This window comes from Shinella sp. 20P9.1.1 (assembly GCF_057798995.1).
In genome coordinates this window covers 173,678-191,579 of record NZ_JBYOLC010000008.1, presented here as the reverse complement: position 1 = coordinate 191,579, position 17,902 = coordinate 173,678, and the positions used below count along the sequence as shown (strand labels likewise).

General features: G+C 65.7%; 16 protein-coding genes. 6 read left to right on the top strand and 10 right to left on the bottom strand.

The features are described 5' to 3' along the window. Entirely contained in the window at window positions 1-1,260 is a 1,260-nt protein-coding gene (cbiE, locus tag AC27VQ_RS15850; protein ID WP_488717008.1) for a precorrin-6y C5,15-methyltransferase (decarboxylating) subunit CbiE, read from the bottom strand. Between cbiE and AC27VQ_RS15845 the strand changes: the two genes are divergently transcribed. Next, entirely contained in the window at window positions 1,253-2,023 is a 771-nt protein-coding gene (locus tag AC27VQ_RS15845; RefSeq protein WP_488717007.1) for a cobalt-precorrin-6A reductase, read from the top strand. The genes cbiE and AC27VQ_RS15845 overlap by 8 nt on opposite strands. Here the strand turns inward: AC27VQ_RS15845 and AC27VQ_RS15840 are convergent. The 6 genes from AC27VQ_RS15840 to AC27VQ_RS15815 all read right to left on the bottom strand — a co-directional run bounded on the left by AC27VQ_RS15840 (window position 1,987) and on the right by AC27VQ_RS15815 (window position 7,176). Then, the gene (locus AC27VQ_RS15840; RefSeq protein WP_488717006.1) at window positions 1,987-2,751 is read right to left on the bottom strand and encodes a precorrin-3B C(17)-methyltransferase; all 765 of its coding nucleotides are present in this window, start codon (window positions 2,749-2,751) and stop codon (window positions 1,987-1,989) included. The genes AC27VQ_RS15845 and AC27VQ_RS15840 overlap by 37 nt on opposite strands. Further along, complete coding sequence (locus AC27VQ_RS15835; protein ID WP_409530446.1) at window positions 2,748-3,476, bottom strand: precorrin-2 C(20)-methyltransferase; 729 nt, start codon at window positions 3,474-3,476, stop codon at window positions 2,748-2,750. Before AC27VQ_RS15835 ends, AC27VQ_RS15840 begins: the two co-directional genes overlap by 4 nt. A 2-nt stretch (window positions 3,477-3,478) precedes the next feature. Then, on the bottom strand, window positions 3,479-4,111 hold the full coding sequence (locus AC27VQ_RS15830; RefSeq protein ID WP_488717005.1) for a precorrin-8X methylmutase: 633 nt from the start codon (window positions 4,109-4,111) through the stop codon (window positions 3,479-3,481). Next, window positions 4,108-5,448, bottom strand: coding sequence for a precorrin-3B synthase (gene cobG, locus AC27VQ_RS15825; RefSeq protein WP_488717004.1), 1,341 nt, complete (start codon window positions 5,446-5,448; stop codon window positions 4,108-4,110). Before cobG ends, AC27VQ_RS15830 begins: the two co-directional genes overlap by 4 nt. Further along, the gene (gene cobF, locus AC27VQ_RS15820; protein ID WP_488717003.1) at window positions 5,445-6,224 is read right to left on the bottom strand and encodes a precorrin-6A synthase (deacetylating); all 780 of its coding nucleotides are present in this window, start codon (window positions 6,222-6,224) and stop codon (window positions 5,445-5,447) included. Before cobF ends, cobG begins: the two co-directional genes overlap by 4 nt. Window positions 6,225-6,354: 130 nt before the next feature. After that, window positions 6,355-7,176 (bottom strand): AraC family transcriptional regulator, encoded by an 822-nt coding sequence (locus tag AC27VQ_RS15815; protein ID WP_488717002.1) that lies wholly within the window; start codon window positions 7,174-7,176, stop codon window positions 6,355-6,357. Between the two features lie 110 nt (window positions 7,177-7,286). On the opposite strand from AC27VQ_RS15815, the gene AC27VQ_RS15810 reads away from it, so the two are divergent. Further along, window positions 7,287-8,486 carry an MFS transporter gene (locus AC27VQ_RS15810; protein ID WP_488717001.1) on the top strand — a complete coding sequence of 400 codons (1,200 nt, stop codon included), beginning with the start codon at window positions 7,287-7,289 and terminating at the stop codon, window positions 8,484-8,486. Window positions 8,487-8,556: 70 nt separating this feature from the next. Here AC27VQ_RS15810 and AC27VQ_RS15805 read toward each other — a convergent pair whose 3' ends face one another. Next, entirely contained in the window at window positions 8,557-9,840 is a 1,284-nt protein-coding gene (locus tag AC27VQ_RS15805; RefSeq protein WP_488717000.1) for an NAD(P)/FAD-dependent oxidoreductase, read from the bottom strand. Window positions 9,841-9,961: 121 nt separating this feature from the next. Beyond that, entirely contained in the window at window positions 9,962-10,858 is an 897-nt protein-coding gene (locus AC27VQ_RS15800; protein WP_117371334.1) for a LysR family transcriptional regulator, read from the bottom strand. 117 nt (window positions 10,859-10,975) lie between these two features. Between AC27VQ_RS15800 and hglS the strand changes: the two genes are divergently transcribed. The 4 genes from hglS to AC27VQ_RS15780 are packed head-to-tail and all read left to right on the top strand — an operon-like array spanning window position 10,976 to window position 16,586. Then, entirely contained in the window at window positions 10,976-12,373 is a 1,398-nt protein-coding gene (hglS, locus tag AC27VQ_RS15795; protein WP_488716999.1) for a 2-oxoadipate dioxygenase/decarboxylase HglS, read from the top strand. Between the two features lie 10 nt (window positions 12,374-12,383). Next, entirely contained in the window at window positions 12,384-13,802 is a 1,419-nt protein-coding gene (locus tag AC27VQ_RS15790) for an FAD-binding oxidoreductase (RefSeq protein ID WP_488716998.1), read from the top strand. A 21-nt stretch (window positions 13,803-13,823) separates the two neighbouring features. Continuing rightward, window positions 13,824-15,347, top strand: coding sequence for an L-piperidine-6-carboxylate dehydrogenase (amaB, locus tag AC27VQ_RS15785; RefSeq protein WP_488716997.1), 1,524 nt, complete (start codon window positions 13,824-13,826; stop codon window positions 15,345-15,347). Window positions 15,348-15,353: 6 nt separating this feature from the next. After that, window positions 15,354-16,586: a pyridoxal phosphate-dependent aminotransferase gene (locus AC27VQ_RS15780; protein WP_488716996.1), complete on the top strand. Its 1,233-nt coding sequence runs from the start codon at window positions 15,354-15,356 to the stop codon at window positions 16,584-16,586. 163 nt (window positions 16,587-16,749) lie between these two features. Here AC27VQ_RS15780 and AC27VQ_RS15775 read toward each other — a convergent pair whose 3' ends face one another. Continuing rightward, window positions 16,750-17,850 carry a saccharopine dehydrogenase family protein gene (locus AC27VQ_RS15775; protein WP_488716995.1) on the bottom strand — a complete coding sequence of 367 codons (1,101 nt, stop codon included), beginning with the start codon at window positions 17,848-17,850 and terminating at the stop codon, window positions 16,750-16,752. Window positions 17,851-17,902 lie beyond the last annotated feature (52 nt).

The following is a 17,902-nucleotide window of genomic DNA, read 5'->3' as shown; positions in this document are numbered from 1 at the left end:
TTAGTCCTCAAACTGTTTAGCCGGCTTGACCCAGCTCCATTGCGTGACCGGCATGGCCGGCCGCCAGCCCGTCATCTGCCCGACGGGCGATGCGCGGGCGATATCGATGCGGGTGAGCGATCCGCCGAGCCGGGCATGGTGGGCAAGCAACACCGCCTCCATCTCCGTCGTCACCGCATTGGCAACCAGCCGGCCGCCGGGTTTCAGGCCGGCCAGCGCCGCCTCCATCACGCCCGCCTCGCTGCCGCCGCCGCCGATGAAAATCGCATCGGGGCACGCAAGCCCTTCCAGCGCATCAGGCGCTACGCCCTCAACGACCACGAGACTCGGCACGCCGAAATTCTGCGCATTGCGCCGGATGCAGGCCGCGCGCTCGGCATGGCCTTCGATGGCAATGGCCCGAAGCGAGGGATCGGCCAGCATCCATTCGATGCCGATGGAGCCGGAGCCGCCGCCGACATCCCACAGAAGCTCGCCCCGTTTCGGCGCCAGCGCCGAAAGGGTCAACGCCCGGACCTCGCGCTTGGTGATCTGCCCGTCATGCTCGAAAAGCGTATCGTCGAGACCCGGCGTGAAGGCGAGCACGCGCGCTGCCGGGTTGTCGGCCGAAACCTCCACCGCGCAGACATTCAGCATGTCGGCATCGGCAAGCGCAAAGCTTTGCGCCTGATGGCTGCTCACCCTTTCACGCGCGCCGCCGAGCGCTTCGAGAACGGTGAGCGCCGAACCGCCGAAGCCGCTTTCGGAGAGCAGTGTCGCCAGTGCCGCTGGGCCGTCGCTGTCGGAGGTCAGCGCAAGGATGCGGCTGCCGGGATGCAGATGCGGGCGGATAAGATCGATTGGGCGGCCATGCAGCGAGACGCAGACCGTATCCTGCAAGGCCCAGCCCATGCGTGAGGCCGCAAGGCTGAACGAAGAGGGTGCGGGGAAAACCCGCATTTCCGCGCGCGAAACGCGGCGCGACAGCGTCACACCGACGCCGTAGAAGAAGGGATCGCCCGAAGCGAGCACGGCGACCGGTCGCCCGCGCGCGGCAAGCACCGTCTCGATGGAGCGCTCGAAGGGGCTCAGCCAGCCGTGCCGCTCGCCACGGATGGCAGCGTCCGCGAGTTCCAGATGCCGCGCGCCGCCGAAGACCAGCTCGGCGCGGCTTATCGCGGCCTTGGCCTCGTCGCCGAGACCGGCTAGACCGTCCTCGCCGATCCCGACGATGGAGAGCCATGGGGCGGTGGGCAAAAGGGATCGATCAGGCGTGGACAAGCGACGCATCCTCATTCTGGGCGGCACGACGGAAGCGCGCGACCTGGCCGATCGCCTTGGGGAACACCCCGATCTCGCCATCACGCTGTCGCTCGCCGGCCGCACGCTCGATCCCGCACCGCAGCCAGTACCGGTACGCACGGGCGGTTTTGGCGGCGCCGAGGGGCTTGCCGCTCATCTTGCATCGCATGCGATCGATCTTCTCATCGACGCCACGCATCCCTTCGCCAAGCAGATTTCCGCCAATGCCCGCGCGGCCAGCGGTATCACCGGTATTCCGCTGCTCCGGCTGGAGCGGCTCGGCTGGGAAGAGATTTCCGGCGATCGCTGGACGCGCGTCGCGTCGGTTGCCGATGCGGTGGCGGCGCTGGGCGAAGCACCGCGCCGTGTCTTCCTGACCATCGGCCGGCAGGAGGCGAAGGCCTTCGATGCCGCCCCGCAGCATCACTATCTCGTGCGCAGCGTCGATCCCGTCGATCCGCCACTCGCCGCCCCCGATGTCGAATACCTGCTCGCCCGCGGCCCCTTCGCGATCGAGGACGAAATCGCCTTGCTGCGCGCCCACAGGATCGATGTGGTCGTCAGCAAGAATTCCGGTGGCGACGCCACCTACGGCAAAATCGTTGCCGCACGCGCACTCGGCCTTCCAGTCGTGCTCATCGAGCGCGCGGCGGTCGCGGACGACCACCGCGCCGAAACGGTCGAGGATGCGGTGCGGCTTGCCGATCATCTGCTCGCGTCCTTCAGGAAGCGCGGCGTATAGACAAGGTCGGCCAGGCCGGGGCGGGCGATGACGCGGGTTTCCGGCGAACCGATGACGACGCAGGTCGCCATGTCGGCGCTGTCAGCTTCGGCCTCGCCGAGCGGCATGACCAGCATGCACTCATCCGGCCGGCCGGCGGCGCGGCCGAAGATGACGGGCGTCGTGGCCGGCAGCGTCTCGCGCAGTATCTCGAAGGCCCGTCCAAGCTGCCAGGGCCGCGCCTTGCTGATCGGGTTGTAGAGCGCGATCACCAAGCCCGCTTCGGACACCATGCGCAGGCGCTTCTCGATGATATCCCAGGGCTTGAGATTGTCCGACAGCGAAATGGCGCAGAAATCATGCCCGAGCGGCGCCCCGATGCGGGCGGCGACGGCGAGCATCGCGGTCACACCCGGAACGACCGTCAGATCGACCGATTTCCACTCCTCCGGCCCGGCATCGATGGCCTCGCAGACGGCGGCCGCCATAGCGAAGACACCGGGATCGCCGCCCGAGACGACGCAAACGTCGACGCCTTCGGCGGCCCGCGTCAGAGCTGCCTGCGCACGGTTCAGTTCCTCGCGGTTGTCGGAAGCGACCTTGATCTGGTCCGGCCGAAGGTTCAGCCGGTCGATATAGGGAAAGTAGCCGAAGAATTCGGTCGATGCGGCGACGGCAGCAAGCGCTTCCGGCGTCAGCTGGTCCGGATTGCCGGGACCGGTGCCGATGACGAAGAGTTTGCCGGTCATGCCCGCGCGCTCCAGCCCGGCACGAGCACCAGCGAGAAATAGGGCGCGGTGTCGTCGAGCTTTTCCGAAAGGCGCATGGACTTGCTCGTCGCCATGGTGCCGCGCTCGACATAGACGGCCTCACCGAGACGGCCGGCTTCCGAAAGCGCGCGACGGATCTTTGGTAGATTGCGGCCGACCTTCATGATGACGGCCGCCTCGGTATCGCCGAGCCGGCGCGACAGTTCTTCCTCGCGCATCGTGCCCGGCAGCACGGAGAGCACGTCATCGCCCTGCACGATGGGCAGGCCCGACAGCGACCAGCAGCCGGACATCGCGGTGATGCCGGGAATGACTTCCGTCGGGAAGCGGTCGGCAAGGCGCACATGCAGGTGCATATAGGAGCCGTAGAACATCGGATCGCCCTCCGACAGGATCGCGACCGTGCGGCCGGCGGCAAGATGCTCCGCCACGGCAGCGGCGGAGGCATCGTAGAAGGCCGTGATCTGGCTCTTGTAGTCGTCGTGATCCTTGTCGATTTCCGTGGTGACCGGATAGTAGAGCGGCAGTTCCGCCATGCCGGGCTTCAGCAGGCCTTCGACGATCGCGCGACCATTGCCCGAGCGGCCGGCCTTGGCGAAATAGGCGAGCACGTCGGCCTCGCCGATCGCCCGCACCGCCTTCAGGGTCAGAAGCTCCGGATCGCCCGGCCCCGTGCCCACGCCATAAAGTCGTCCCGTCGTCATCGTCATACTCCCGGCCGTGCGAGCGAATTGAGAGCGGCGGCCGTCATGGCGCTGCCGCCGAGGCGGCCGCGCACGATGGCGAAGGGCACGCCGTAGGAATTGTCCGCCAGCGCATCCTTGGATTCCGCCGCCCCGACGAAGCCGACGGGCATGCCCAGGATCGCCGCCGGTTTTGGCGCGCCATCGCGCAGGAGCTCGAGCAGGTAGAACAGCGCGGTCGGCGCATTGCCGATGGCAACGACGGAGCCGGCCATGCGCTCGAGCCACAGGCGGATGGCGGCCGCCGAGCGGGTGTTGTCGATCTCTTTGGCGATGTCGGGCGTGCGCGGATCGCGCAGCGTGCAGATGACATCGTTGTTGGCCGGCAGGCGGGCGGCGGTGACGCCGCGCGACACCATTTCGGCATCGCAAAAGATCGGCGCGCCGGCCTGAAGGGCGGCGCGGGCCGAAGCAACGAAATCTGGCGAGAAGACGAAATGTGGGGCGGCCTCGACGAGACCGGCGGCATGGATCATGCGCACGGCCACGTCGGCCTCCTCCTCGGAGAAGCGCGTGAGATCGGTCTCGGCGCGGATGATCGCGAAGGATTTTTCATAGATGGCCGTGCCATCCTTGATGTAGTCGTAATCGGTCATTGTTGGCCTTGATATGCAGAAACGAAAGTGGCGGGCGCGGTGCGGTCGATCAGGTTCTTGGTCGTCTCATCCGTTGCACGGCGCTGGCGGCGCCAGAGGGCACCGAAACGCTGGATCGCCGCCACGAGATCACCGGCGGGAACGGTCGCCAGGGGTACGTCAGATGCCTTGCCATTCAGCACAAGTCCGACGCCCTCGGCCGTGCCGCACAGCGTGACGGCGGCGCGTGCCGGATGGGCGCAGCCCTTGGGGCAGCCGGAAACATGCACGTCGGCGGAGCCATCCAGCAGTTCGGCCGCGTGGGCGACAAGCGCATCGGCGGCGGCATGGGTATCGAAGCTGGCGGAGGCGCATCCCGCAGCACCGGCGCAGATCGAAACGGAGCGACCGGGCGCGCTGTCCGTGCACCAGAAGCCTTCGCTCTGCGCAGCATCCTGTGCGGCGGCCAGCGCAGGATCGGAAAGGCCGAGCACCAGCAGCGTGCGGTGCGGCGCAAGGCGAAACTCCGTGGCGCCGCAGGCCGAGAGGCTGCGTACCAGGGCGGCAAGGCGGTCTGCATGCAACTGGCCATAGGCCGGGGAGACGCCAAGAACGGGCTGACCATCGATGCGGTGGACGCCAATCGGATGGGGCGGAATGGTGCCCGCAAGGGGCAATGCCGGCGCGTTGAAGCGCGCGGCCAACGCTGCGGCATCGAGATCGCGGCCACGGGTGCCCGCACCGGCCGCAGCCAGCGCCGCCACGACCGTCATCGCGCCTTCAACCACCATTTCAGACGATAGCAGAGCGAGAGGCTGCGCCATTTCCCGGTCGCCGCCAACCGACAGGCGCCAGGCCACCGCACCACTGACCTCGACGGCATCGAGCCTGATATCAGCGACCATATCGGCAAGCGACAGCACGCCGCCGCCATCGACGACGATGGCGAGTTTTGGCGCGAGCGTGAGCGCGGCGGCAGCGATAGCGTTGCGCAATGCATCGGCAATCGGCGTCGCGTCGGCAATCTCGGAGGGGTCGATGCCTGACAGCGCCGGCGTTTCGATGGCGACACCCGTCTGGGGCACGATGCCGGCAGCCGCGAGACCTTCGGCAAGACGCAGCACAGTCTCCAGCGTCAGGCCGCGCAGCTGGATGTTGCCGCGCGCGGTGATTTCGATGAGGCCATTGCCGTTTTCGCGGGCAAGATTGGCAAGCGCGAGAAGATCATCCGCCGTCAGCGCCGCCGCGACCGGGCGCAGGCGCACGAGAAAACCGTCGCCGGTGCGCATGGGCGCGGCAAGCGATGGGCAGGCGCCACGCCGTAGAGTGCCGGGATCGCAGGCGAGCACCGTGGTCATGCCGCGCCCTCCTCGCTTTCCACGACAGGGCGGCGGATCAGGTAGGTGTCCATGATCCAGCCGTGTTCCTCCCGCGCCGCGCGGCGGGTTTCGGCAATGGTCTCCGCCATCTCGGAAAGACGGCCGGAGAGCAGGATTTCGTGCGGCGTACCGAGATAGGCGCCCCACCAGATTTCGGCTTCCGGATCCTCGACGGTGCGGAACGCCTGCACGCCGTCGAGCATGACCAGCGCATCGCGCGCGCCCTCCGGCCAGCCCTCGGACAGCCGGCGGCCGGTGGTGATCTCGACGGGAAGGCCGATGCGGTTGAGCGCGATGCCGTGGCCGGCGCAGAGCGCCTGCACGCTGGTGATGCCGGGAATGACCTCCATCTCGAAGGCGACGCGGCCGGTGGCTCGCACATGCTCGACGATGCGCAGCGTGCTGTCATAAAGCATCGGATCGCCCCAAACGAGCAGGCCCAGCATCTGGTCGTCGCCCACTTCATGCGCGAGCGTGCGCTCATAGATCGCGGCGATGGCATGGTGCCAGTCGTGGACGCCGTCCTCGTAAGAGCCGTCGGCGCGGCGCACCGGCACGGCGTAATCGAGGATGCGGCAGGCGGAATTGGTGAGGAAACGATCGCAGATGTCGCGGCGCGCGTCGGCGAGAAAGGCCTTTTCGGCTCCCTTGGTGGGGATCAGCAGCACATCCGCCCGGTTCAGCGCATTGATTGCCTGAACGGTCATGTGCTCGGGATTGCCCGCGCCGATCCCGATGACCAGTATCTTTCTCAAAATCCGTCTCCCGTGCGGCTCGCGCTCCCGGTTTGCGGCCCGGTGTGGGTCCCGCATCCCCTTCCTAATCCCAAATGCGACAGGAAAACAGCCCCCGGATCGCGTCCTTTGCCGGTCTGTTTGAGACGCCTCACGCCGCTTTGCGGCTGGTGAGGTAGGCGCGCGGCGAGGTGCCGAGCATGCGCTTGAACATGGTGGTGAAGGCCGGCACGCTCTCATAACCGGCTTCGAGCGCCACGCGCGTCACCGGCTCGCCGGCGGCAAGCCGCGGCAGGCAGGCGAACAGGCAGGCCTGTTGCCGCCAGGTGACGAAGCTCACCCCCATCTCCTCGCGGAAGAACCGCGTGAAGGTGCGCCGGCTCATGTGGAGATGCCGCGCCCAGTCGTCGATCTTGGCCGCAGGCGAGGGCGTCTCGACGAAAGCGCGACAGAGGCCGGCAAGCCGCCCGCTCGCCGGAAAGGGCAACCCAAGGCGGCGCTCCGGCAGGCGGCCGATCTCGTCGAGCAGTAGCGCCATCACCAACTCTCCGCGTCCGCGATCCTCCGCCAACGCCCCCTTGCGCACGGCCTCGGCGAGGAGTTGGCGCGCCAGATCTGTTACTTCGAGCACCGTAGGCTCTTCGGAGGCAGCGCGCCCCTCCGGCGAATAGATATAGACCGAGCGCATGCTGACATCGCTCGCCATCTCGACGGAATGCTCCAGTCCGCGCGGGATGAGCAGCGCATGGCCGGGCGGGATCATCCAGCGCCCGCGGTTGGTCGCAACCAGCACCACCCCGGAGAAGACGCAGAGAAACTGCGTGCGGCGATGGCGGTGCGGCGGCACGGTATAACCGCCCGGAATATCCGAACTGTGGACCAGGACGTCCTCGTTCGACTGTTCCATGCGGGAGAGATTGCGGATGTGGTCGTCATCGAGCGCTTTCAGGCGCGCCGGCGTCAATTTTTCCATCTTTGGCCCACTCGCGTAAGAAATGGACCTCAGCACAAAAGCAGGCCGCGCGCAATCCTTGTATGGAACGGCAAATCGCGCCGCCTGCGGCGAACATTTCGAGGCTCCCCATGTCGACAGTCGTCCCGGCCGCGCCCTCCCGCGCCGCCGCCACCACCTATTCCATCATCGTCGCGGTCAGCGCCTGCCATATGCTGAACGACATCATGCAGTCGCTGCTGACGTCGCTCTATCCGCTGCTGAAGGAAAACTACGCGCTCGATTTCGTGCAGATCGGCCTCTTGACCATGGCCTTCCAGGTCACGGCCTCGCTGCTGCAGCCGGCGGTCGGCATCGTTACAGACCGCTGGCCGATGCCCTTCTCGCTGCCGATCGGCATGGGCAGCACCTTCGTCGGCCTCATCATGCTGGCTTACGCGCATTCCTTCCCGGTCCTGGTCTTCGGCGCCTGCCTGATCGGCCTGGGGTCGGCGATCTTCCACCCGGAATCCTCGCGCGTCGCGCGTCTTGCCTCGGGTGGCCGCCACGGCCTTGCGCAGTCGATGTTCCAGGTCGGCGGCAATGCCGGCACGGCGCTCGGCCCGCTGCTCGCCGCCTTCATCGTGCTGCCCTTCGGCCAGACGAGCGTCGCGTGGTTCTCGGCAATCGCCCTTGTCGGCATGATCATCCTGACCTGGGTCGGCAATTGGTATGCCGGCGAGCGCCGTTCGTCGGCCGGCCGCCCGGCCGCCAGCCGCGAGCTGCCGCTGCCGCGTGGAAAGGTCGCCTGGGCGCTGGCCGTGCTCGTGCTGCTGACCACCACCAAGAACGCCTATCTTGCCAGCATTTCGAGCTATTTCACGTTCTACACGATCGGCCGCTTCGGTCTGGACGTGCAGCAGGCGCAGCTGATGCTGTTCCTCTTCCTCGGCTCCTCGGCACTCGGCGTCTTCATGGGCGGCCCGATCGGCGACCGGTTCGGCACGCGATTCGTGATCTGGTTCTCGATCCTCGGCGTCATCCCCTTCGCGCTGATGCTGCCCTATGCCAACCTGTTCTGGACGGGCGTGCTAACGGTGATGATCGGCCTGATCTTCTCTTCGGCCTTCTCCAACATCGTCGTCTTCGCGCAGGAACTGGTGCCGGGCCGCGTCGGCATGATCGCCGGCATCTTCTTCGGCTTCGCCTTCGGCGCCGGCGGCCTGGGTGCAGCCTTGCTCGGCGGCGTTGCGGACCGTCACGGCATCGACTTCGTCTTCCAGGTCTGCTCGTACATGCCGCTGCTCGGCATTCTCACGATCTTCCTGCCGCGCCTGCCGGCCAAGCACTGAGACTTTTGCCTCCAGCAAACAAAAACGCCCGGCAGCAATGCCGGGCGTTTTTGTTTGGAGCGTTTTGCTTTTAAAGCCGGGCGCCCGCGAAATGGGCGATCTGGGCGCCCAGTTCGTAATAGCCTTCGCGCGCCGAACGGAAGGACTGGGCTTCAGGATCGGTGATCGGCAGCGGCAGATCCTTTTCGGCGATCTCGCCGGTGATGAGTTCGGCCAGCGTGCGGCCGAAGACCGTGCCCGGCGCGATGCCGCGGCCGTTATAGCCGGAAAAGCCGATGACGTTTTCGGCCAGGCGATGGAAGCGCGGCAGGTTATCGGTGGTCATGCCGATCTTGCCGTACCATTCCGCCTCGAAGGCGACGTCGCCGATTTCAGGAAACAGCTTCTTCAGCGCGCGCCGCGCCCAGGCCTTGTGGATGCCGGTGCCCGTGCCGCGCAATGCGCCAACGCTGCCGAACACGAGACGGCCGCGCTTGTCGAAGCGGAAGGAGGAGAGCACTTCCTTGGTATCCCAGGCGCCCTGCTTTTCGGGAAGGATCTTTGCCTGAAGCTCCGGCGAAAGCGGCACGGTGGCGAAATTGAAATAGGGCAGGTGCACGAGCTCGGCGCGCACCTCGTTCCACGGCGCCACCGTATAGGCATTGGTGGCGACCACCACCCAGTCGGCCGTCACCGAACCGCGGGCGGTGTTGACCGTCCAACGTTTGCCGCTGCGCTCCGCACCCGTCACCGGGCTTGCGGTGAAGACCTGGGCGCCCGCCGCAATCGCCGCGCGGGCGAGGCCGCGCGCATAGGCGAGCGGCTGGATCGTGCCGGCGCGCATGTCGAGCAGCGAACCGCTGTAAGCATCCGTGCCGACCTTGACCGCCGTTTCGGCTGCGTCCAGCAGGCGCACCGGCGCGCCACGACGCGCCCATTGTTCGGCACGCTGCTTCAGCTCGTCGAGGCCGGACTGGCCGACGGCGCAATGCAGCGTGCCGACCGGGTTGATCTCGCAATCGATGGCATGCTTTGCGACGAGATCGAACACGGCGCGCGGCGCATTGCCGAGCAATTCGAGCAGGCGGCTGCCGTGCAGGTCGCCCAGAACACCCGGCAACTCGTCGGGCATCACCCACATGCCGGCATTGACGAGGCCGACATTACGGCCCGAACCGCCATAGCCGATCTCCGCGCCCTCCAACAGGATGACGCGCGTGCCGCGCTCGGCCAGATGCAGTGCCGTCGAAAAGCCGGTGTATCCGCCGCCGACGATGACGACATCCGCCTCGGCCTTGCCCGAAAAGGCAACCGTTTCGGGGGCGGGCGGGGCAGTCATCTCCCAAAGGCCATGGGAGCGCGGATCGTTGAGCATGGTGGTCTGTCTTTTCGGAAAAGGAGGATGTTTCGCCGCACAATCGGCCATGCGGCACGCCGACTAAAGCAAAAAATCAGAACGGGGTCATGCCCCGTCCGCATGATCGGTCGCTGGAATTCTAAGCCGGGAGCTCTTTGGCGATCCAGGCGCGAAACGCCTGGCTGAGCGGGTTTTCCAGCTTGCCCTCGGGCACGACGAGATAATAGTTGTTCTCCGTCTCCATCGGCCGGTCGAAGACCAGTGCGAGACGGCCGCTCGCAAGCTCCTGCTCGATGAGATATTTCGGCAGGAGCGCAAAGCCGAGGCCGGCGACGGCAGATTCGATCACCATGGCGAACTGATCGAAGCGGTGGCCGCGATAGGCCGTCTCCGAGGCGGCACCGTTCAGCTCGAACCATTGCGCCCAGAGCTTTGGACGCGTCGCGAGATGGAGCAGCGGCGCCGTTTCAAGATCTTTCGGATCGGTCAGATCCCAGGATTTCAGGAGTTCCGGGCTTGCCGCCGGCAGGATGATCTCGCTGCAGAGATAGGAGCAGGCCGCGCGCGCCCAGACGGGCTGGCCGTAGTGGATCGCGAGATCGAAATTCTCCTCGTCGAAATCGAACGGGGCCGAACGCGACGCGATGTTGATGATCGTGCCGGGGTTTTCGGCGAGAAAACCCGGAATGCGCGGCGTCAGCCAGCGGCTGCCGAAGGTCGGCAGCGTCGCGATGGCAAGGCTGTGTTCGGAGGAGGCCGACGCCATGGCGCGCAGCATCGTCTCTTCCGTCTGGTGCAAGAGCTTGCGCACCTCCGGCAGGAATCGACGGCCGTCGTCGGAGAGCACCACGCGCTGGCGCACGCGCTCGAAGAGCAGGACACCGAGCTGTTCCTCAAGGTCTTTTATCTGACGGCTGACGGCGCTCTGGGTGAGGTTCAGCTCATGCGCCGCCTGCGTGAAACTGCCATGGCGCGCAGCGCATTCGAACGCTTGCAGCGTGGTGACGTCGGGGATCAGCCTTCGACTGAGCTTCATTCATTCCTCGCATCAACATAGTCAGAACGGTCGCAATCGCTTGGAGAAACGATCGAGTATGATCCGTTTTGAGAATGAACAGGGCCTCCCCACCCTTGTAAGATGAGACCGCTTCCTATGAAAGCAAATTCGTACGTATCCGCGGATATGATCCGCTCGAATTTCTCCGCCGCCATGTCGGCCATGTATCGCGACGAGGTTCCGGCCTATGGGACGCTGATGTCGCTGGTCGCGAAAGTGAACGACGAGACGCTCGCCGCCGACCCGCAACTGAAGACGCGCCTGGAAGCCACCGATTTGCTCGACCGCATTTCGGAAGAGCGCCACGGCGCCATCCGCCTCGGCACGCCGGAAGAACTGTCCCTGATGCGCCGCGTCTTCGCCGTCATGGGCATGTTCCCGGTCGGTTATTACGATCTCTCGACCGCCGGCGTTCCCGTGCACTCCACCGCCTTCCGCCCGGTCGGGGCCGAAAGCCTCAGCCGCAACCCCTTCCGCGTCTTCACCTCGCTGCTGCGCCTCGACCTGATCGCCGATGAAAAGCTGCGTGAAGAGGCCGCCTCGGTTCTGGCAGCGCGCAAGATTTTCACCGGCGAAGCCGTCCGGCTGGTCGAAAAGGCCGAGCGTGACGGCGGCCTCGATGCCGCCGATGCCGCCCGTTTCGTGACCGAAGTGCTCGAAACCTTCCGCTGGCACGACCACGCCATCGTCAGTACGGACATGTACAAGCGCCTGCATGACGCGCATCGCCTGATCGCCGACGTCGTCTCCTTCAAAGGCCCGCACATCAATCACCTGACGCCGCGCACGCTCGATATCGACAAGGTGCAGGCTCGCATGCCGGAAGAAGGCATCGCGCCCAAGGCCATCGTCGAGGGCCCGCCGACCCGCACCTGCCCGATCCTGCTGCGCCAGACCTCGTTCAAGGCGCTGGAAGAGGCCGTCTCCTTCATCGGCGAGGACGGCAGCTGGCAGAAGGGCTCGCACACCGCCCGCTTCGGCGAGATCGAACAGCGCGGCGTTGCTGTCACGCCAAAGGGCCGCGCGCTCTACGACAAGCTGCTCAACGACACCCGCGCCCACGTGCGCCCCGCCGCCGACGGTTCCAACGCCGCCGAATACGAGGCGGCACTCGCCGATGTCTTCAAGGCCTTCCCGGACACGTGGGACGGCATCCGCAAGGCGGGCCTCGGCTATTTCCGCTACTCGCTGACGGAGAAGGGCCAGTCCGTCACGGGCCGCAACGCCGATCTTGAGACCGCCATCGAAGCCGGCCTCATCCAGTTCGACCCGATCGTCTATGAAGACTTCCTGCCGGTCAGCGCCGCGGGCATCTTCCAGTCGAACCTCGGCGACGACGCGACGCAGGATTTCGTCGCGAGCCCTAACCAGGTGATGTTCGAGCGCGATCTGGGTGCTGCGGTTCTGGACGAATTCGCCCATTATGCCGGCATCCAGCGCGCCTCGCTTGAAATGTGCCTCGGCATCGTCAACATGGCGGCCGCCGCGGAGTGACAGCATCAGCATGATCGCAACAAGCCATATCGAGGTCTTGAAAAGCCTGCTCGGCGAGAAGGGTCTTCTCACCGAGCCTGCCGATCTGGCCGCCTACGAGACCGGCGCGCGCTACGACAAGGGCCGCGCCGCCTTCGTTGCGCGCCCGGCAACAACGGCCGAAACCTCCGCCATTGTGTCTTACTGCGTGAAAAACGGTATCGCCCTCATTCCCCAATCCGGCAATACCGGCCTCGTCTCCGGCTCGACGCCCGACGACAGCGGCCGCCAGGGCATTCTCAGCCTCGACCGCCTGACCGCCCCCTTCGAGCTCGACCGCGTCAACCGCACGATCAAGGCCGGCGCGGGCGTGCGCCTCTCCGACCTCAACGGCAAGCTCGAAGACACCGGCTTGTTCTTCCCGCTCGATCTCGGCGCCGACCCGCGCCTTGGCGGCATGATCGCAACGAACACCGGCGGCTCGCGCTTCCTGCGCTACGGCGACGTGCGTCGCAACACGCTGGGCCTTACGGTGGTTCTCGCCGACGAGGCCGGCACCGTGCTCGACCTCTGCTCGGACCTACGCAAGAACAACACCGGCGTCGACTGGAAGCAGCTGTTCATCGGCACCTCAGGCGCTTTCGGCATCGTCACCGAATGCGTGCTGAACCTGGAACCCGCGCCGAAACAGTCGGCAACCGCGCTTCTCGTGCCCTCTTCGCCGGAGCAGGTCGCGACGCTGCTGGTTGCCATGGAAGACGCACTCGGCAGCTATCTCTCGGCCTTCGAGGGCATGTCCGGCAACGCCATCAGTGCTGCGCTCGATCATGTGCCCTCGCTGCGCAACCCCTTCCAGGGCGGCATCGTGCCGGATTTCGTCATTCTTGCCGAAATCTCCCGCTCGACCCCGCCGCGCGACGGCGAGCAGCCGCTCGACGCGGTGCTGGAGGAGGTGCTGGCCGCCATCTGGGAGCGCGAGGATGCGCCGCTCGCCGACGCCTTCGTCGGCCCGCCGCACGAGATCTGGTCGCTGCGCCATGCGCTGTCCGAGGGCGTGAAGCATAGCGGACGATTGATCGCCTTCGATCTGTCCTTCCGCCGGGGTGACATCATGCCCTTCCTCGCCCATATGAAGGCGGAAATGCCCGATCACTTCGAAGACGTGACGATCTGCGATTTCGGGCACATCGGCGATGGCGGCGTGCACTTCAACCTCGTCGTCGCCAAAGACGATCCGCGCCTGGCCGATCCCGATTTCGAGGCGGATCTGCGCGCCTGGGTCTTCACCGTCGCCGTCGAAAACTTCGGCGGCAGCTTCAGCGCGGAACATGCCATCGGCCGCAAGAACCAGGCCTTCTACGACCAATACACCCCGGAAAAAATCCGCGACCTCGCGGCCGGGCTGAAAACCATCACCTCGCCGGGTCCGCTCGGCACTATCACCTTCTAAGAAACAACAGGGAGTTACCCCATGACGAACGTCGACGTGAAAAAGGAAACCGAAGCCCTTCTCGACAAGCTCGGCGTTGCCCGCAGCGCCTGGCAGGGTGGCGACATGGCCTCCTTCAGCCCGGTCAGCGGCGAAGAGATCGGCAAGCTGAAGACCGTTTCGGGCGCCGAGACCGACAAGGCCATCGACGCCGCCCATGAAGCTTTCAAGGCCTGGCGCCTCGTGCCAGCCCCCAAGCGCGGCGAACTCGTTCGCCTGCTCGGTGAAGAGCTGCGCGCCGCCAAGGCCGATCTCGGCCGCCTCGTTTCCATCGAAGCCGGCAAGATCACCTCCGAAGGCCTCGGCGAAGTGCAGGAAATGATCGACATCTGCGATTTCGCCGTCGGTCTCTCCCGCCAGCTCTACGGCCTCACCATCGCCACCGAGCGCCCCGGCCACCGCATGATGGAAACCTGGCACCCGCTCGGCGTCGTCGGCATCATCTCGGCCTTCAACTTCCCGGTCGCCGTCTGGTCGTGGAACGCCGCACTCGCGCTCGTCGCCGGCAACTCCATCGTCTGGAAGCCCTCCGAGAAGACTCCGCTGACCGGCCTTGCCTGCCAGGCGATCCTTGATCGTGCGCTGGCCCGCTTCGGCGATGCTCCGGCAAACCTCAGCCAGGTCCTCATCGGCGACCGCGCCATCGGCGAAGCCCTCGTCGACAACCACAAGGTCGCGCTCGTCTCGGCCACCGGCTCCACCCGCATGGGCAAGGAAGTCGGCCCGCGTCTCGCCAAGCGTTTCGCCCGCTCGATCCTCGAGCTCGGCGGCAACAATGCCGGCATCGTCTGCCCCTCGGCCGACCTCGACATGGCGCTGCGCGCCATCGCCTTCGGCGCCATGGGCACCGCCGGCCAGCGCTGCACGACGCTGCGCCGCCTCTTCGTGCATGACAGCGTTTACGACCAACTCGTACCGCGCCTGAAGAAGGCCTATACCAGCGTTTCCGTCGGCAACCCGCTGGAAACCTCGGCCCTCGTCGGCCCGCTCGTCGACAAGCAGGCTTTTGACGGCATGCAGAAGGCTCTGGCGGCCGCCAAGGCCGAGGGCGGTTCCGTCACCGGCGGCGAGCGCGTTGCAGACGCCGGCAAGGACACGGCCTACTACGTCAAGCCCGCCATCGTCGAAATGCCGAAGCAGGCCGGCCCGGTTCTCGAAGAGACCTTCGCGCCGATCCTTTACGTCATGAAGTATTCCGACTTCGACGCCGTTCTGGAAGACCACAACGCCGTTTCGGCCGGTCTCTCCTCGTCGATCTTCACGCTCAACGTTCAGGAAGCCGAGCGCTTCCTCTCGGCCGACGGTTCGGACTGCGGCATCGCCAATGTCAACATCGGCACCTCGGGCGCTGAAATCGGCGGCGCGTTCGGCGGCGAGAAGGAAACCGGCGGCGGCCGCGAATCCGGCTCCGACGCCTGGAAGGCCTACATGCGCCGCGCCACCAACACGGTGAACTACTCGAAGGCCCTGCCGCTCGCCCAGGGCGTCTCCTTCGACATCGAGTAAGCCGATATGAACAGCCAGACCAAGGTTGAGGAGGCGGGCTTTACGCCCGCCTCGCGTATCGCCGCCATCGGCGTTTCCAAAATCCTGCAGATCGGCGCCCGCGCCTCTGCCATGAAGAAGGAAGGCCTGCCGGTCATCATCCTCGGCGCCGGCGAGCCTGATTTCGATACGCCCGACACCATCAAGGCCGCCGCCAAGGCCGCCATCGACCGCGGCGACACGAAATACACCGCGCTCGACGGCACCCCGGAGCTGAAGAAGGCGATTTCGGAGAAGTTTCGGCGCGAAAACAACGTCGACTATGCAATCGACGAAGTCACCGTCGCGACGGGCGCCAAGCAGATCCTGTTCAACGCCTTCATGGCGACGGTCAATCCGGGCGATGAGGTGATCATCCCGACGCCCTACTGGACGTCCTATTCCGACATCGTGGAAATCTGCGGCGGCGTGCCGGTGCTGATCCCCTGCGATGCCGAGGCCGGGTTCCGCCTGAAGGCCGAGCAGCTGGAAAAGGCGATCACGCCGAAGACCCGCTGGGTGCTGTTTAACTCGCCGTCCAACCCGTCGGGCGCCGCCTACAGCGAAGCGGACTACCACCCGCTGCTTGACGTGCTCCTGAAGCACCCGCATGTCTGGCTGATGGTCGACGACATGTACGAGCACATCGTCTATGATGGCTTCAAGTTCGTGACCCCGGTCGCCATCGAGCCGCGCCTGAAAAGCCGGACGTTGACGATCAACGGTGTCTCGAAGGCCTATGCGATGACCGGCTGGCGCATCGGCTATGCCGGTGGCCCGAAGGCGCTGATCAAGGCCATGGCGGTGATCCAGAGCCAGGCGACCTCCTGCCCCTCCTCCGTCAGTCAGGCAGCTTCCGTGGAAGCGCTGAACGGCCCGCAGGAATTTCTGAAGGACCGCCAGGCAAGCTTCAAGCACCGCCGCGACCTCGTCGTCTCGGCCTTGAACGCCATTCCCGGCCTTGCCTGCCGCACCCCGGAAGGCGCCTTCTACACCTTCTCCGGCTGCGCCGGCGTGATCGGCAAGACCACACCGAACGGCAAGCGCATCGAAGCCGACAGCGACTTCACGGACTATCTCCTCGAAGACGCAAACGTCGCCGTCGTGCCCGGCTCCGCCTTCGGCCTCTCGCCCTATTTCCGCATCTCCTACGCCACATCGGAAGCGGAACTGAAGGAAGCGCTGACGCGCATCGCGGACGCCTGCGCCAAGCTCGCCTGAGCCGCGCAAAGACGATCAGGCAAAAGAAAAGGGGCCTCGTAAGAGGCCCCATTTTTATGTCTGCGCGCCTTGTGGCGTTCTTCTCTCTTCCCCGCGGCTTTGGGCCACAGATGCGAAAACGCCCCGGCCCTTTTGGAGCCGAGGCGTCTGAAGTCTTTGGAAATCAGGCGGCGTGGGCGCCGCGGTGTTCCTGGGCGTAGTAGTGGCCGAAGCGGTTGGCGAGGAAGGCGTCGAGGGCGATTTCTTCCTGGCGGATGAAGCCTGTAGCGCGCAGCGAGCCATCGGCCAGCATGTCGAGCACGGCGCAGATCGAGCCTGCGGTGGTGATCTGGATGGCGGAATGCAGGGCGCCGGCAACCGGGGCGCTGTAAACCTTGTTGGCGTAGGTTTCCTGGATCAGGCGGCCGTTCTTGCGGCCCGAAACGGTCACGAAGATGATGACGACGTCCTGTGTGGTGGTCGGCAGGGCGTTTTCGAAGATGTCCTTGAGGACTTCGCGGCGATGACGGAGACCCAGGTCGTTGAGCAGCGCCTTCATTATGGCGGCGTGGCCGGGGTAGCGGATCGTGCGGTAGTTCAGCGTGCGAACCTTGCCCTTCAGCGTCTCGCAGAGCGTGCCGAGGCCACCCGACGTGTTGAAGGCTTCGTACGTGACGCCGTCGAGCGAGAATTCTTCACGCTCTTCGAGCGCCGGAACCTCGATCAGCGCGCCTTCGACGATGGCTTCGCAGGGCTCGATATATTCGTTGATGACGCCGTCCGTGCTCCAGGTCAGGTTATAGTTCAGAGCGTTGGACGGGTACTGCGGCAGGGCGCCGACGCGCATACGCACGCTGTCGAGCGTGTCGAAGCGGCTGGCGAGATCGTTGGCGACGATGGAGATGAAGCCCGGTGCGAGGCCACACTGCGGAATGAAGGCAGTCTTGGCGTTTTCGGCGATGCGCTTGACCTGGCGGGTGGATTCGACGTCTTCCGTGAGGTCGAGATAGTGCACGCCTGCGGCAGCAGCTGCTTCGGCGATAGCGACCGTCAGATGGTAGGGGGCGGCCGAGAGAACGGCGAACTTGCCGGTCAGAAGGGCCTTCATTGCAGCGGCATCGGCGATATCGACGACGGCCGTGGTGACGACAGCATGCTTCTCGATGGCAGCGAGCTGATCTTCCGCACGGTCCGCGACGGTGACGCGGTAATCCCCGCTGTGAGCCAGCATGCGCGCGATGGTCGAGCCGATCTTGCCTGCGCCGATGACGACGATGTCCTTCATGTGATTTCCCTCCGGCATGAATTGATGCACTTATTTTGCAAGGAAGGACTGT

Coding starts and splice junctions, on each gene's coding strand:
- AC27VQ_RS15840 (WP_488717006.1), bottom strand. CDS start 2,751: ATGACCGGCAAACTCTTCGTCATCGGCACCGGTCCCGGCAATCCGGAC.
- AC27VQ_RS15835 (WP_409530446.1), bottom strand. CDS start 3,476: ATGACGACGGGACGACTTTATGGCGTGGGCACGGGGCCGGGCGATCCG.
- AC27VQ_RS15830 (WP_488717005.1), bottom strand. CDS start 4,111: ATGACCGATTACGACTACATCAAGGATGGCACGGCCATCTATGAAAAA.
- cobG (WP_488717004.1), bottom strand. CDS start 5,448: ATGACCACGGTGCTCGCCTGCGATCCCGGCACTCTACGGCGTGGCGCC.
- AC27VQ_RS15815 (WP_488717002.1), bottom strand. CDS start 7,176: ATGGAAAAATTGACGCCGGCGCGCCTGAAAGCGCTCGATGACGACCAC.
- AC27VQ_RS15810 (WP_488717001.1), top strand. CDS start 7,287: ATGTCGACAGTCGTCCCGGCCGCGCCCTCCCGCGCCGCCGCCACCACC.
- AC27VQ_RS15805 (WP_488717000.1), bottom strand. CDS start 9,840: ATGCTCAACGATCCGCGCTCCCATGGCCTTTGGGAGATGACTGCCCCG.
- AC27VQ_RS15800 (WP_117371334.1), bottom strand. CDS start 10,858: ATGAAGCTCAGTCGAAGGCTGATCCCCGACGTCACCACGCTGCAAGCG.
- hglS (WP_488716999.1), top strand. CDS start 10,976: ATGAAAGCAAATTCGTACGTATCCGCGGATATGATCCGCTCGAATTTC.
- AC27VQ_RS15790 (WP_488716998.1), top strand. CDS start 12,384: ATGATCGCAACAAGCCATATCGAGGTCTTGAAAAGCCTGCTCGGCGAG.
- amaB (WP_488716997.1), top strand. CDS start 13,824: ATGACGAACGTCGACGTGAAAAAGGAAACCGAAGCCCTTCTCGACAAG.
- AC27VQ_RS15780 (WP_488716996.1), top strand. CDS start 15,354: ATGAACAGCCAGACCAAGGTTGAGGAGGCGGGCTTTACGCCCGCCTCG.
- AC27VQ_RS15775 (WP_488716995.1), bottom strand. CDS start 17,850: ATGAAGGACATCGTCGTCATCGGCGCAGGCAAGATCGGCTCGACCATC.